General features: G+C 65.7%; 7 protein-coding genes. 2 read left to right on the top strand and 5 right to left on the bottom strand.

The window, feature by feature from the left end; genetic code table 11:
- The first annotated feature begins 5 nt into the window (after nucleotides 1-5).
- Nucleotides 6-2009 carry a hypothetical protein gene (locus tag LVJ94_32135; protein WXB01557.1) on the top strand — a complete coding sequence of 668 codons (2004 nt, stop codon included), beginning with the start codon at nucleotides 6-8 and terminating at the stop codon, nucleotides 2007-2009.
- Nucleotides 2010-2030: 21 nt separating this feature from the next.
- Here the strand turns inward: LVJ94_32135 and LVJ94_32130 are convergent, their stop codons facing one another.
- From LVJ94_32130 to LVJ94_32120, 3 genes are all read right to left on the bottom strand, one after another.
- Nucleotides 2031-5906 (bottom strand): protein kinase, encoded by a 3876-nt coding sequence (locus LVJ94_32130; GenBank protein ID WXB01556.1) that lies wholly within the window; start codon nucleotides 5904-5906, stop codon nucleotides 2031-2033.
- A gap of 156 nt (nucleotides 5907-6062) precedes the next feature.
- Nucleotides 6063-7430: a sugar ABC transporter substrate-binding protein gene (locus LVJ94_32125; protein WXB01555.1), complete on the bottom strand. Its 1368-nt coding sequence runs from the start codon at nucleotides 7428-7430 to the stop codon at nucleotides 6063-6065.
- A gap of 101 nt (nucleotides 7431-7531) precedes the next feature.
- Nucleotides 7532-10855 carry a DUF5107 domain-containing protein gene (locus tag LVJ94_32120; protein ID WXB01554.1) on the bottom strand — a complete coding sequence of 1108 codons (3324 nt, stop codon included), beginning with the start codon at nucleotides 10853-10855 and terminating at the stop codon, nucleotides 7532-7534.
- Nucleotides 10856-10948: 93 nt separating this feature from the next.
- Between LVJ94_32120 and LVJ94_32115 the strand changes: the two genes are divergently transcribed.
- A complete protein-coding gene (locus LVJ94_32115) occupies nucleotides 10949-11845 on the top strand; it encodes an AraC family transcriptional regulator (GenBank protein ID WXB01553.1) in 897 nt (298 codons plus the stop codon).
- Here LVJ94_32115 and LVJ94_32110 read toward each other — a convergent pair.
- Together LVJ94_32110 and LVJ94_32105 are read right to left on the bottom strand one after the other, a co-directional pair.
- The gene (locus LVJ94_32110; protein ID WXB01552.1) at nucleotides 11834-12790 is read right to left on the bottom strand and encodes a hypothetical protein; all 957 of its coding nucleotides are present in this window, start codon (nucleotides 12788-12790) and stop codon (nucleotides 11834-11836) included. The genes LVJ94_32115 and LVJ94_32110 overlap by 12 nt on opposite strands.
- Nucleotide 12791: 1 nt before the next feature.
- Nucleotides 12792-14489 carry a DNA mismatch repair protein gene (locus LVJ94_32105; protein ID WXB01551.1) on the bottom strand — a complete coding sequence of 566 codons (1698 nt, stop codon included), beginning with the start codon at nucleotides 14487-14489 and terminating at the stop codon, nucleotides 12792-12794.
- Nucleotide 14490 lies beyond the last annotated feature (1 nt).

The raw sequence follows: 14490 nt of genomic DNA, 5'->3' as shown, positions 1-14490 counted from the left end.
ACGACATGATTGCCATTAGTTCTGACGGCCTTGCCCTCGAGGCGATCGTCCGCCACGAGATCCTTCGAATCGAGCCCTGGGGGCCTGACAGCTTTCGCGTGCGCGTGGGCCGTCAAACCATCGTAGACGGCATTCCCGGTGCGCTGCTGCCCGCGAAGGTGAGCTCGGCCAAGTTTGCCATGGGCGATCAGGGAGGAAGCATCGTCAATGGCGCGCTGACGGCCATCGTCGAGCGGATCGCCACGGACACGGGCGGCGACGTGCGTGTGCGCTTCGTGCGCACGCGCGACGGCGAGGAGCTGCTGGCCGAGCAGCGCGCCCATTTTTGGTGGCCGGGAGCTCGGCTCTTCATGCCCGAGGGAAATGGCTATTACCGGTTGGAGCAGCGCTTCGCCGCCTACGCGGGGGAACGGATCTACGGCCTGGGGCAGCACACGCACGGCCGGCTCGATCAAAAGGGCCTCGTGCTCGACCTGGTGCAACGCAATGGCGAGGTGTCGATTCCATTTTTGCTCTCCAGCCGTGGCTACGGTTTTCTCTGGAACATGCCGGCCGTCGGCCGGATCGAGCTGGCCGAAAATGGTACGCGCTGGGTGGCCGACAGCGCGCGGCAGATCGACTACTGGATCACCGCCGCGGATACACCGGCCGAAATTCTCGCGCACTATGCCGATGCCACCGGCCACGCGCCGATGCTGCCGGAGTGGGCCAGTGGCTTCTGGCAGTCGAAGCTGCGCTACCGCTCGCAGGAAGAGCTGCTCACCGTGGCCCGCGAATACCAACGACGCGGCCTACCACTCTCGGTGATCGTCACCGATTTCTTCCATTGGACACACCTGGGCGATTGGCGATTCGATCCGAAGGAGTGGCCCGATCCGGCGGGGATGGTCGCCGAGCTGGCCCGCATGGGGGTCAAACTCATGGTTTCCATTTGGCCGTCAGTCAATCCATTGTCGGAGAATTACCGAACCATGCTCGATGCGGGGTTGCTCGTGGGCACCGAGCACGGTGTGCCGCACCACGCTCCCTGGCGAGACAAGGGACTTCGCGCGGAGATACCCGTGGCCTTCTACGATTCCACGAACCCACGGGCGCGCCAATTCATTTGGTCGAAGATCAAACGAAATTACTTCGACCAGGGCGCCCGCGTCTATTGGCTCGATGGGTGCGAGCCGGAGATCCAACCAGGTCACCCGCACAACCTGCGCTTTTTCGCAGGGCCCGGTGCGGAAGTCTTCAACATGTACCCGCTCACGCATGCGCGTGCGTTTCACGAGGGCATGAATGCCGCTGGCGACGGCGAGGTCGTGCTGCTGTGCCGCTCGGCGTGGGCCGGGAGCCAGCGCTACGGCGCCGCGCTCTGGTCCGGCGACATCGCCTCCACATGGGCGTCGCTGCAGGCGCAAGTTCGGGCGGGGCTGAACATCGCCATCTCGGGCATACCGTGGTGGACCACGGACATCGGCGGGTTCCATGGCGGTGATCCCGAATCCGCCGAGTACCGCGAGCTCATGGTCCGATGGTTCCAGTACGGCGTCTTTTGCCCCTTGTTCCGTTTGCACGGCTTCCGCAATCCGCGCGCGCCCTTCGGTCCAGAAATGACGGGCGGCCCCAACGAAGTGTGGTCGTTCGGCGAAGATGCGCTCGCCCACATCGAGGCATCGCTGCGCCTGCGCGAGCGCCTGCGCCCGTACATCATGAGGCAAATGCGCATGGCACACGAGCGTGGCATCCCGCCGATGCGGCCCGTGTTCATCGACTTTCCCGACGACGAGCGGGCCTGGAGCATCGACGACGCATTCTTGTTCGGCCCCGACGTGCTCGTCGCGCCCATCCTCCACGCCGGTGCGCGCAGCCGCTCCGTGTACCTTCCGGCGGGGGTCACCTGGGTGGATCCCTGGACGGGCACGAGGCATCCGGGCGGCACCGAGGTTCATCCGGATGCTCCGTTGGAGCGCATTCCCGTGTTCGTGCGCGAAGGGGCTGAAGTCCCTATCGTCCGTCAATGACCGATGCCCTTTCGGAGGGCTCTACGGCAGGCGCATGCGAGCTTGCTCGAGTGCCCGTCGGTTGACAGCGTTGCTCGTGAGAAACCGCGCTCGCGCGTCGGGATCGGCGATGGCGGCGGCACGGACCAAGATTTGCTCGATGGTGCGTTCGAGGAAGCGTATCGCCGAAGGATCGCCCGCCGCGTCGTGTGCCTCGAACGCCGCGAATCGAAGGCCCACCTCGGGGAAGCCTCCACCGCCGCGCTCGTCGAAGCGCGCTAGCGCTGCGTCGGCGAATGCGCAGGCCTCGGCGGCCTTGCCGGCGGCGAGCAAGATCTTCACCCGCACCGCCTCGGCGTAAGGGCAGAGCACGATGCGGTACGTGATCAGGCGAAGCGCGTGCAGGATGTGCTCCTCCGCTGCATCGAGCTCACCGCGATCGAGGAGAATTTGCGCAAGCGTCGCGTGCGCGAACCCGCGCAAATCTTGGTCGCCCGGATGCTCGTCGTCCACGATTCTCCGAACCATTTGCTCGGCTTCTTCCGTCGCTTCGGCGGTTTCTTTGTCGACCAGGGACATGGCCAACACCGTCGACGCGATGGCGCTCGTCCAGCGATCGTCTTCGAGCTGGGCATTCTTGAGGGCCGCCCGGAACTCTTCTTCTCGGGGATCCAGGCTCGCCAAATGGGCAAGCAAGGTACCTCGGTAGATCCGCGTCAGCATGAGCGTGCTCCGCGAGTTCGCGATGGCGAGAAACTCCTCGGCGCGCGCGCCTGCGACCGCTCCCGCCCAAGGATCGCGGGAAAGGTACAAGTGAAAGAGAAGGCACGAATACTCGCGCATCCCCCGGGCCACGACGCTGTCGGTGCTGCCGATGACCTCGTCCATTCGGGCCAAGTAGGCCTGGGCCCTCTCCCGTTGCCCGACCAACGTTACGATGGACGCCACGAGCCGCAACGACTCCATGTAGGGGCCGACGGCGTCGGGCTCGGGATCCATCGCGCGCAACGCGTCGCCCCAGTGGAGGATCTCGTCGTATCGGTTGATCGGCGCCCCCGCCGCCGCGATCATCGTCCCCACGGCGTAGCACCATTGGGCGCTGCCGCTGCGCAACAAGGTGAGTGCTTCGGAGACGCATGCATAGGCGTTGATGCGATCGCACTCCCACATGAGTGCCCGCGCCTTCGTTCCGAGGAGCACCCCCAAGAGCTCGCCTTGCGGATTGCACGCGATTCCGCGCTCCGCGAGCTGGACGCCCTCCCGGAGATTTACGTAGTCGACGGCCTTCCTGGCCGCGAGCGCATAGAGTTCCGCGGCTTTGGCCAGGTCATTGGCGAGCGCGTAGTGTTCGGCCAACACGTGCGGTTCGCGCTCTCCCATCGATTCGAGAAACGAAGCCGCGCCGCGATGCCCCACCTCACGGTCCTCGTTGGTCAGCATGCTGTGCGCCGCCTCGCGAACCAGGGCGTGGCGAAAGGCATACTCCGTATCGCCCAACAGGCGGCTCGCGGTGCTCTGCGTGATGAGCTCGCGCTGGAGCAGCTCCTCCAGCCATGCGTCGATCTTGCCCTCGGATCCCCGATCGCCCAGCAGAGCAAGAACACCGCCGCGCCAAAACGTCGTGCCGTAAACACTCGCGGCCCGGAGCACCCTTCGCAATTCGGGTGTCAGTCGTTGGAGTCGCGCCTGGAGCATCGCCAGCACGGTGTCCGGCATGACGTCGGATGGCTTTTCGGCGATGAATCGAATCAGCTCCTCGAGAAAGAGCGCATTGCCCGCCGCCTGTTCGACGATGCGCGCGAGCAGGTTCGGTGAAACGTCTGCCCCGAGGACTCGGGTGATGAGCTCCACGCTTGCTCGCTTGCTCAATCCGTCGAGGTAGATATCTTGCCGTTTGCGCTGACTCCAAAGTTTCGGATAGCGGTCCTGGACCTCCGGCCTCGCCAGCGCGAGAACCATGACCCGCTTGTCGCGGCAGTCGCGCAAGGCCGAATCGATGACCCGCACGGTGAGACCGTCCCCCCAGTGCAAGTCTTCGAGGACGATGATCACGGGATGGGCGCTGCTCTCCGCCCTTAGAAAGGTGATGAACGCGGCCGTCACCTGCGCGACCATGGTGCGCGGATCGCTTCGCGCGAGCTTGAGCGCCGCGCTCTGCTCCGACGGGAAGGGGATGCGACAGAGCTCGCCCAAAAATTCGGTCACGAAGGGCACGTCGTCGTCGTCCACGTGGCGCCGAACGCGCTCGCGCAGCTTGGTTTGCTGCACCGCCAGCTCTTCGCCCTCGTGCACGTCGATCAGGCGCCGCAGGGCATCGGCCAGCAGGCCATACGGTGTTCCCGCGCGCGTTGGATCGGTCCGTCCGAGCCAGATGCCATTGGCATAGACGGGGTGCCGTCGTGCGTGCCGGATGAACTCGTGACGAACGCGCGACTTGCCGACTCCGGGCGCGGCGATCACGATGGCGACGCCGGCCGTGGACTCTTCGCAACACTCCTCCAGAAGCAGCTGGAGCTGGGTGAGCTCGCGCGCGCGACCGACGCACGGCGTCGGCTTGCCGAGCAGAGGCCGCGCCTCGTCGGTGGTGACTTCCGAGTTCAACAGGAAGAACCCAGAGTCCGTGTGCTTCATCTCGAATCGCGCGTCGAGGAGGCGCGCCGTCATGTCGTCGAGGCGGATGTCGGGAAACCGTTCGCCCGACGTGCTTTGCTGAGGCGAGCGTTTGAGCATCGTGCTCGCGCAGTCGAGCAGCTCACCGCTCGGTACGTGTTCGCCCTCGAGCAGGCTTCGGCCCGTGGTGATGACGATGCTCAATCGGGTCGAGGACGCGCCGAGACGCTCGCGGAGAAAGAGCGCGCAGCGGGCCGCTTGGACGGCTTGATCGGTGGCGGTCATGTGCTCGGTTTGGGCGAGGGTCACGACCATGGACCCGTCGCCCAATACCTCGACGCGGGCGCCGAAAAGTCCTCGGACGGTGTCGCCGAGGCCCTGCCGGGGCGCATAAGGGACGGCCCCTTCGATCCACGGCAAAGGCTCCTCGCCGCTCCCGAGGTCGGCCTCCAGCTCTTCGACCACCAAGATGACGCTGACGAGCTGCAACTCATCGGAAAGAGGGATTCGATCCGGCTCTTGCCGCACCTCCCCCAACGGCGGCTCGTCCGCGAGGGAGCCCAGCGCGAGCAATTCCTGGAGCAGGGCCTGCGCATCCCTGGGCCGATGCGATGGCTCCTTGGAGAGCATGCGGTCGACCAAGAGCGCCAGCCTTGCCGGCACCGCCGGCCGGATCGCCCGCAGCCGTGGAAAATCGTTGAGAAGGATGCTTGCGAGGACGACCGTGGGATGGCCGTTGGCCACCGGGGTCCGTCCCGTCAAGCATTTGTACATGACGCATCCGAGCGCGAACACATCAACGCTGGGACCGACGTCCAGCTCTCCGCGAACTTGCTCGGGCGCCATGTAGAGCGGCGTGCCGACGGTGATGCCGGCGCCCGTCAGCTCGGAGGTCGCGAGCCGCGCCACACCGAAGTCGAGCAACATGGGCACGTCCGGGCGTCCATCGCGCAGGAAGATATTCTCGGGCTTCAGATCGCGATGGACGAATCCGCGGCGATGCGCCGCCGAAAGGGCGTCGGCCACCCGGCCGAAGAGCGTGACCGTTTCGCTCAAGGTGAGGGTGTGCTGCCGGAGGTACTGGGCAAGGTCCGTCCCCTCGAGCCACTCCATGACGAGGAAGGGCTGTCCCTCAGCTGTAATGCCGTGATCGATGTACGCGACGATGCCCGGATGGCGAAGCTCCCGGAGCATGTACGCTTCGCGGGCGAATCGCTCCTCGAAGTAGCGGCGCCCTTCGAAGGTGTGGAGCAGCTTGAGCGCGACCGTTGCATCGTTCCGCTGCCGATCGCGGGCGCGGTAAACCACGCCCATTCCCCCTTTGCCGGCAACCCCATCCAGCAGAAAGCGGCCGGAGAAGACCGTACTGGGAGCGAGCGCCTCACATCCTATGACCCGAGCCCTAGCCATCCCCCTGATTCAGCGTACGAACGCGCTCCGGCCGAAGCAACCGGGCTGATCGACTCACTCGTCGTGCGAGAGGATCTTTTGCCACTCGGCTTGGGTGGCGTTGAGCGCTTGACGTGGCGTCTCCTGATGCTCCAGCGCATGGACCAGATGGTCCGTCAGCGCAATCATGAGCGCGGGCGTTTGCGGAACCTTGGGCCAGGCGATCATCGGATTGGAGAAGGCGGTGCGCTCGATGGCGCTCACCTGCGGGGCGAAGCGCTCGAACTCCGGGGACCCGAGGATCGACGGGCGCGCCGGATCGAAACCGCCATTGACCCGGTTCAAGGTCAACATGGTGTCCCGCCGCGAGACGAAGCGGACGTAGGCCTTGGCAATCTCGGGCTCCTTGGTCGTCGACGAGATGGCCACCGCATAGCCGCCGTTCAGCGACGACGCGTGCCGGGCCTTGGGCCCTTTTCCTTTGGGCATGGGCACCACGCCCCAGTCTCCGCGGATGGTCGATTGCGTGGGATCCTCGGCCATCACACCGATGTCGGTCCATTGTTCGACCATGGCCACGCGCCCGGAGAGAAAGGCCAGACGCGACACATCGAAATCGGTCTCCAGCGGCGTGGGCAACGCGTACTTCGCGTGCTCGACCATCGCCTCCAACGCCGTCACCGCCTCGGGGCTGTTCACCTCGGGGTGGCGTTGCTCATCCATGAGCTCTCCGCCGTAAGCCGCCAGGCGGTTCATGAAACTCGAGACGATCATCATTGGAACGTCCCGGGCCATGATGGCGCTCCCGTAAATGCCATTGGCGCGTTCCCGCTCGGTGATGACCCGGGCGATGGTCGCGTAGTCGTCCCACGTATCCGGCGGACGCAATCCGTATTTCGCCAAAAGCGATTTGCGATAGAAGAGTACGTGAGTATCGGCATCGTTGGGCAGCGCCCATCGCTTGCCTTGGTACGACGTGTAATGATCGTACAGGCCGGGTATGAAGTCGTCGGGGCGGATGACGTCCGCGTTCTCTTCGATGTAGCGGGTGAGATCCATCACCGCGCCCTTGGCGACGAGCATTGCGAGATCGGCATAGTGCATCTCGAAGACGTCGATCTGCGGTGAGTTCGACGCGTGGTCCTTCAAGATGGTCTCGCCGACGGCCTCGTAATTGACCACCTTTACCTGGAATACCGCACCCGTCTCCTTTTCGAACAACTTGGCGGCCGTTTCCGCCGCACGCACGTGGGGCGTCAGGGTGAGCAGAACGAGCCGCTGGCCCGAGCCGGTCCGGGCGCCCATCGCGGAGGAGTCGGGTGCCACGACGCCGTCGGGGGCGCGCGATCCGAGAAGTGTCCCTCCGATTAGGGCGAGCAGCGCCACCACCGCAATGGCCAGGATGGTTCGTATGGAAACCCGCTTGCCCGTGTCGTTGGTCACGTCCCCCGCCTCGCGCTCTGTGACGAACGATACCGCGTTTCTTGGTCGTGCACGCACGAAGCTTCGTCATCGGAGTGCGAAGCTCTGCGATTGTATTTTTCCTACGATACGCGGCCGAGGCCGGATAGGAACTGCCGGGCTCCCGCATGTGCGCGGTGCGCGGTGACCACGTTTTCGAGCAGGGCCGCTCCACCCTCTTGGTTCCCCAATCCAAGCTGCGCCAGCGCCGAGAGGTAATCCGCCTCCCACGTATTGCGCATTTGCAAATCGTCGTCGAATACCAAGAGAAGCGGCAGCGACGTGGCAAAATAATCGATTTGCGCGCGCGTCGTTTTCTGACGCCGGGCAAATTCGTCCAATTCGAGAAAGACGGCGCGCGCCTCGTCGGTCCGTCCCAATGCGAGCAGCGACGCTCCTCGGTAGTAGGACAGCTCCGAATGCTCCGTCACGGCCATCTGCTGGAAGTCGCCGCGCTCGGAGGCGCTTCGCTCGAAGCAGGTGCGCGCCAGCTCGGCATCACCCTGCGCGCGGTGGGCGCGGCCGAGCCAATGATGAATATCCCCTTTGGACTGGAGGGGGTGGTACGTCTCGCCGAGGTTGGGCGGCGGGGTGAGTGCCTTTTCGAAGTGCGCCGAAGCATCGGCATAGCGACCCTCTTTCAGCGCTCCAATCCCCAGGGCGAGCCGGGCGGCTTTGTACTGCAGTACGACTTGGCCTTCGCCGCCCTCCCACGGATGGAATCGCCGTTGCTCGAGCAACGATAGCGCTTTGGCAGACTGCCCGGTGACGTTGTACAGCGCGGCGAGCTCGATGTTCAAGTCGTCGCGCTGGGCGCAAAGATCGGGATGCGACAGAAGCATCTCGAGGCGGTGCTCCGGGATGTCGTTCAGCTTTTTGCGCAGTTGGTCCCATTCGAAGAGGATGCGTGCGTCGGTGGAGTCGGCGGCGAAGGCCTTCTCGTACATCTCGCGGGCGCGGCGGCCGTCGCGCCATGTATTCCAATACGCGATTCCTAGGTTGCGGTACGCCGTGGCAAACGATCCGTCGGCCGCGCTCGCGCGCTCCCAGCAGCGAATGGCCTCTTCGTGCCGCTCCCAATGATAAAGAAGGTTGCCCAGGCCAAAGGCCGCGTTTCGCACCGAGCCAACCTGTTCCAGTGCCCAGGCGAGCACGATGGCCTCGTGGGGACGCGACGGGAAAAGGTACGACGGCGCCGCATCGCGCGCCTCGGCCAATGCCGCGCGTGCGCGCGTGGACTGGTTGGCCCGCTCGGCGATCCACGCCTCGACGAAGTGGGTCATGGCGGTGCGCGACAGCGGATTCGGCGTCGCACAGGCGGCGGTGGGCGCGCGGTGGTGCGCATCGAGCAGGACCAGCGCGTCCTCGTAGGCGCCTGCATCGGCGTAGTCGAAGGCCAGATCCAGGATGGTCTGCGCGTCGTTTCGGCACAGTTCGAGGAATGGCTCGTAGTGATCCGTGCTGCGTGCGAGCTCGAAGCGCGCCCAATGATCCAGCGGATCGCGTTCGAGCCACGACTGCAAACCGGCGCGCGCGGCTTCCGCCCGTCCAACCTTGCGCAGGACCATGGCCCGCAGTACCACGGCTTGCCCGTTGTCGCCGTTCGTCGCGAGGGCGCGATCGAGGTGCTCGAGCGCCACTTGCCACCGCCCCGCGCGGCAGTCGAGGCGCGCCAGCTCGTAAAAGGCGGGCGCGCGCCACGCATAGTCCCACGTCGCGCGGTAAAAGGCGTCGTACGCTTGCTCGAATTGGTCGAGAAAGCGCAGGGAAATGCCCAGGTAATAGTGCGCCTCCCCCGTGTGCGGATTGGGATGCCACTGGGTCAGACGGCGCGTGGCAATCTCGGCGTGCTCGCGGGCTTCCGCGAACCGGGCGCGGGCCAGGAGCCTCTGCGCGAGTGCCACGTGCGGCCGCGCGTCGAACGCATCGCGCGCAATGGCTTCGCGCCAATACGCCTCGGGGTTGCGCGTGGGGTGCCGGTACTGCTCGAGGTGTTCGCCCACCAGGAAAAGCTCGTCCGCGGAGGCCGCGGCACCCGGCGCCGGAGGCTCGACGGCGGACGCGGGAGCCTCCGCGTCCAGGGCGGCCGGCGGGCGGTACGAAAGAACCGGCTTTCCTCCGGCGTCGAGCAAACGCAGCTCGAGCTCCGCAGGGTCACCTTTGTGCACGAGTGCGCTCTGCTCGCGCCAGGAGCGCCCCGGCGCCACGCTCACCGTGCGCTGCAGGAGCAACGTCTCCCCGCGGCGCAGCTCGAGGCGCGCATCCAGGGCTTCGGGTGCGGCCACGCCCAGCTCCACGCGGCCATCGTCGGCGATGACCATCCGCAGCGCCGCGCGCTCGTTGGCATTTTGCACCGGGCCGATGTCCTGAATGGGCCACCAATAATGCGAGAACGTGCGCGTCTCGTACGGCGCCAAATACGAAAAATCGGGCTGATTGTCCGTATACACGCCGGTCATCAATTCGATGTACGGTGCCGCATCGTCGGCGAGCTCGCGGTCCCACGCGCGTCCGAACTCGTGATTGCCCCAGGTCCATTGCTTCTTTCCAGGAGCAATGCGACGGTCGGCCACGTGCACGAAGCCGGCTTGGCGGTCGTGGTCGTAGCCTCCGTAAAAGTCGTATTCGCTCCCGATGATCATGTAGCTCGTGGGCACGGGAATGTTCCGGTACCACGTGAGATCGTTCGCCCCCGGGCGTGCGCCGTAGTCGACTCCGTAGTAGACGTCCGTCGCGAGCGGGAAGGTGGAGATGGCCCGCCGCGCATGGTCGGCCACGTAGCGCACGTCCGGCGGGAAGAAGCTCTGGTAGCGATCGTGCACTTTGACCGCGGCGTTGGCCCACCAGAGAAACGTCTGCCGGAGCGGCGTGCGGTTGAACACCCGCGCGCGCAGCTCGATCAACGCCGAGCCGGGGCGCAGGCGAACGCCGTGCATGCCTTTGAGCCGGTTCAGCGGATCGTGCTCCGAGAACCAAATGGTACAGGCCCCCGAGTCCTCGCGCTCCACCCACGTATCCGTTGGCATGAAGGTGCCGGGTCGGTGGTGCTGCGGCCAGTTGAACTCGACGCCGCCCGAACACCATGGCCCTGCGAGCCCGACCAGCGCCGGCCGGATGCTGTCCTGCCGGTAGAAAATATCGTAATCGTTCTTCGTCTTGTCCTGGGCCGTGTGGATGCGTCCGCCGATTTCCGGCAAAAACTCCATGCGAACGAACTCGTTCTCCATGCGCGCGAACTTGAAGGCGTGCAGGCGCGACCGATCGGAGATTTTGTCGATGAAGGGCACGGGATACACCTTCCCCGACGACCCCTGGTAGACGCGCCGCTCGAAGAACATCGGGTTTCGCTCCGGTGCCCCCACCGGATACGTGGGCAGAAAGGCTTCGGTGATATCGGCTTGGACCACGGGACTCTCCTCCTATTCCAAGTGGTAGCGGAGCCACGGTGCCTTCGGAATGGAAGATCGACAGAACGATCTGGACTATCTTATGATTCGAGCATGCTTGCCGAAGGGCCGCGGATTCGCGAAGGATTTCCAGGCCAGCGTCTGGTGGTTTTGCCCCCGAGCATCGTCCAGAAGGCCGCGGAACTTCCCGTGTGCCGCTCGCTCTACGCGACGCGCATCGGTCGCTTCGACGCCGCGAAGCATCATTTCATCGTGCGAAGCCACGGCACACGCGATTACATCTTCATTGCGTGCCTCGGCGGCGCGGGCCGGTGTTGGATCCAAAAGCGCCCGTGGACCTTGGAAGAGGGGCACGCCATCGTGCTGCCGCCGGGCGTGCACCACCGCTACCAGGCCGACGAGGCCGATCCCTGGACCATCCTCTGGATCCACTTCAGCGGGCGCAGTGCGTCCGAGCATTGCCGCGCGCTGAACGTGACGCGGGAGCAGCCGCGCTTCTGGCTCGGGGACATGCCCCGCATCACCGCGGCCTTCGAGGAAGTGTACAGCTACGTGCTCGGTGGCTTCACCGACGCGGATCTGCTCGGGCTCTCGACGTCGCTGGCGCGGCTGTTCGGCTTGTGCCGCTACCACCAGCGCGTCCTCGGCGCCCGCGCGCGGGACACCGAAGATCGCGTGCTCAGCGCGATTCGCTACATGCACGAGAACGTGGGCCGTCCGCTTCTCCTGGAGGACTGCGCCCGGCGCACGGGCTGGTCGCCCTCGCACTTCAGCATGGCCTTCAAGCGGCAGGTGAACATCGCACCCATGGAGTTCTTCGCGCGCCTGAAGACGACGCGCGCGTGCGAGCTGTTGAAGACCACCAATTTGAGCATCGAGGAGGTGGCGGCCGCCTGCGGCTTCGAGGACTCGTTCTATTTTTCGCGCTTCTTCAAGAAGCACCACCATCTCTCGCCGAGTCGGTACCGGCAGAAATTCTCACTTCCGTAGCGCTTCGCGCACGTCGAAGGCCAGGGCGCACGAATCGAGAACGGATGCGTATTGCGCGCGGTTCGCCGCCGAGATCCACGCCGGATCCACGTGGCGCTTGGTGCGAAGGAGCACCTGCGAGGTGCGCAAATCCACCGCGGCGATGCGCACGTCGTGGGCGCGTGCGCCGTCGATCTCCGTCGGCCCCGAGCCGGTCTCCGCTTCGTCCAGGACCGCGATGAGCAACTCGGCGCGCATGGCCCGTTTCGCTTGGGCGATGGGCGCCTTCTCGAAGCGCGTGCGCAGCGCTGCGACCTGCGGAATGTCGACGGCCGCCTCGACGCTCCGGGCAAACGCCGGTTCGAAGAAGGGAAGGGCGGCCCGCGCGTCGTCCACGCGGCATGCGTTGGGCGTGGCTTCCTCCATCCGCGCACCGCCGCCGAGCCCGATGCGGCCTTTGGCGAGGAGCGCCTTCTCGGTGCGCGAGGCCGGAGGATCGAGCAAGCACGCGAGGAACGAATCTTTCACCGACTCGTGCGCCGCCGCGGCGACCCGCTCGCCCGGACCGATGGCCTCGCGCACGGTCCGCACGTACACCGCGGGCCGCTCGAACAGGGCACGCGTCGCGTCCGGAGAGACGAAATCCCCCTCGTACGGGCCGGCGAGGCGCACCAGCCACGCGTCGATGCGCACGGCGGCCTGCCGATCGTCGTCGGTGACCGAGGCAGCTTCGGCGCGCACGGTCTCGAGCAGTGCTCCGCGCGCGCGCTCGAAATCGTGCTGCTCGCGGCGTTTGGTCGCCACCACCGAGGTCACGCCCCACGCGAGCGCCAGCACCACCGCCGCGCGCACCACCGAGGTGACCAGCCGCCGTCGTGCGGGGCTGCTCTTGCGGCCGGTCACGCTGGCCTCGACCCGCGCGGCCAGCTCGGGCGACATCTTCGAGGTTACCAGGAACGTGGGCATCTCATCCTCCCGTGCGTCGAATGTTCTGTTCGATGAGTGCCGCCAGCTGCTCGCCGGTCACGCCCAGCCTCTTCGCCGCATGCGCCGCGAGCGACGTTTCGGCCACGCCGGCGGCGAACTGGTACGTCGGCTCGTGCGCGGCGCCGAGAACGACGCGCAGAAAGCGCAAATCGGGAATCGTCTTTTGCCGCTCCAGCCGTGCGGCGAAGGCCAAAAAGTGCGTGGTGATGAACGCGTACGGTTCGAGCCGCGTCAGCATGCGCACCACCAGCTCGAAAATCTCTTCACCTTCGGACGGATTCGTTCCCGAGCACAGCTCGTCCAAGAGCACCATGGCACCCGGCGGCAACCGCTCGAACAGCGCGCGAATGCGCACCAGCTCCATGCCGAGCCGGCCCTCCGCTTGATCCGCACGCGTCTCCTGAAGCAGCGATACGACGAGGCCGCGCGCCAGCGCCACGCTGCCCGAGCGCGCGGGGACGAAGACGCCCGACTGTGCCAAGAGCTGCACCAGCCCGATGGACTGCAAGAGCCGCGTTTTCCCGCCCGAGTTGGGGCCGGTCACCAGCACCGTGGTGGTGTGCCGATCCGTCGTCACATCGCATGGAACCGGCGTGGCCCCGTGCGCGAGCAGCAACGGATTGAAGAGCCCGTGCAACGTGCGCGGCTGGTCCGGCCGCACGAAGGTGGGCAGGCACACGGGAAGGTTCGAGGCGCGTGCGGCATCGTGAAAGCCGAGTGCGCCCAGGTAGAACTCGACGTCGCCGAGCAACTGCACGAAGTGAACGAGTTCGTCCTGCACGCCGTCGAACACCGCATCGATCAGCCGCGCCATCACCTCGCCCTCGCCGAAGTGGTAGCCGCGCAGGAACAGCTCGAACTTCGCCAGCCAACGCCGCCAGGCGGGGCTGCGGAATGGATTGGTGCGGTTTTCCTGGACGGACCGTATTTCGAAATCGCGAATTTTGCCGTCGGCCCCGACCCGCACCTCGAGGTTCACCGAGGCGAGCTTCTCATCGTATTCGAGCAAATCGGAGAGTGCCTTGTACGGCTCCCCCGCGCGCACGCGCTGGCCGAAGCTGCGGAGCCGGGAGAGCCCGGAGCCGGCGGAAAGAAAGCCATCGGCCATGGCATCGAAGATCGCTTTGATGGCCGTCAGCACATCGAGCTGGCGCCGGTTCGAATCCCACTTTCGCCCCGCCGTGGCCCCCTCGAGCAAGGTGCGAAATTGGCACAATGCCAAATACAATTGCTCCAAGGATCGGCGCAGCACTGGCGAGCCCGCGAGCTCGGCCACGATGGCGCGGCGATAATGGATCGTGTTCACGTCGTCCGGCGGCCGCGCGAGCACGTTGGCGAGGTGGCGCGTGGCCATGGTGGGCTCTTGCGCACCGATGCGAATCTTGAAGCAGAGCGAAACGAATTGCTCCAAAAAGAGGTCCCCCGCATACACCTCGGGTTCCCAACTCGACGGCGCAATCGTAGCCCGATCGAGCGCATCGCTGAAGAGCCCTCCCGAGACCCCGCTGGCAAACGCCAGCGCAATCGAGAGCTTCGTATGCTCGGTGTCAATCCGCACGAGCGGCGAAGCATGCAACAAATCCGGCACGAGCACCGGATACACCAGGGCTCCCTCCCCCTGCGGGGGAGGGCCGGGGTGGGGGAGCGCAGCGGCGTAGGGGCGGTCGTACGAGAGCATT

This window comes from Sorangiineae bacterium MSr11367 (assembly GCA_037157805.1).
GTDB lineage: Bacteria > Myxococcota_A > Polyangia > Polyangiales > Polyangiaceae > Pendulispora > Pendulispora rubella.
The sequence above is the reverse complement of the archived record's forward strand: the minus strand, read 5'-3'. Positions and strand labels throughout refer to the sequence as shown.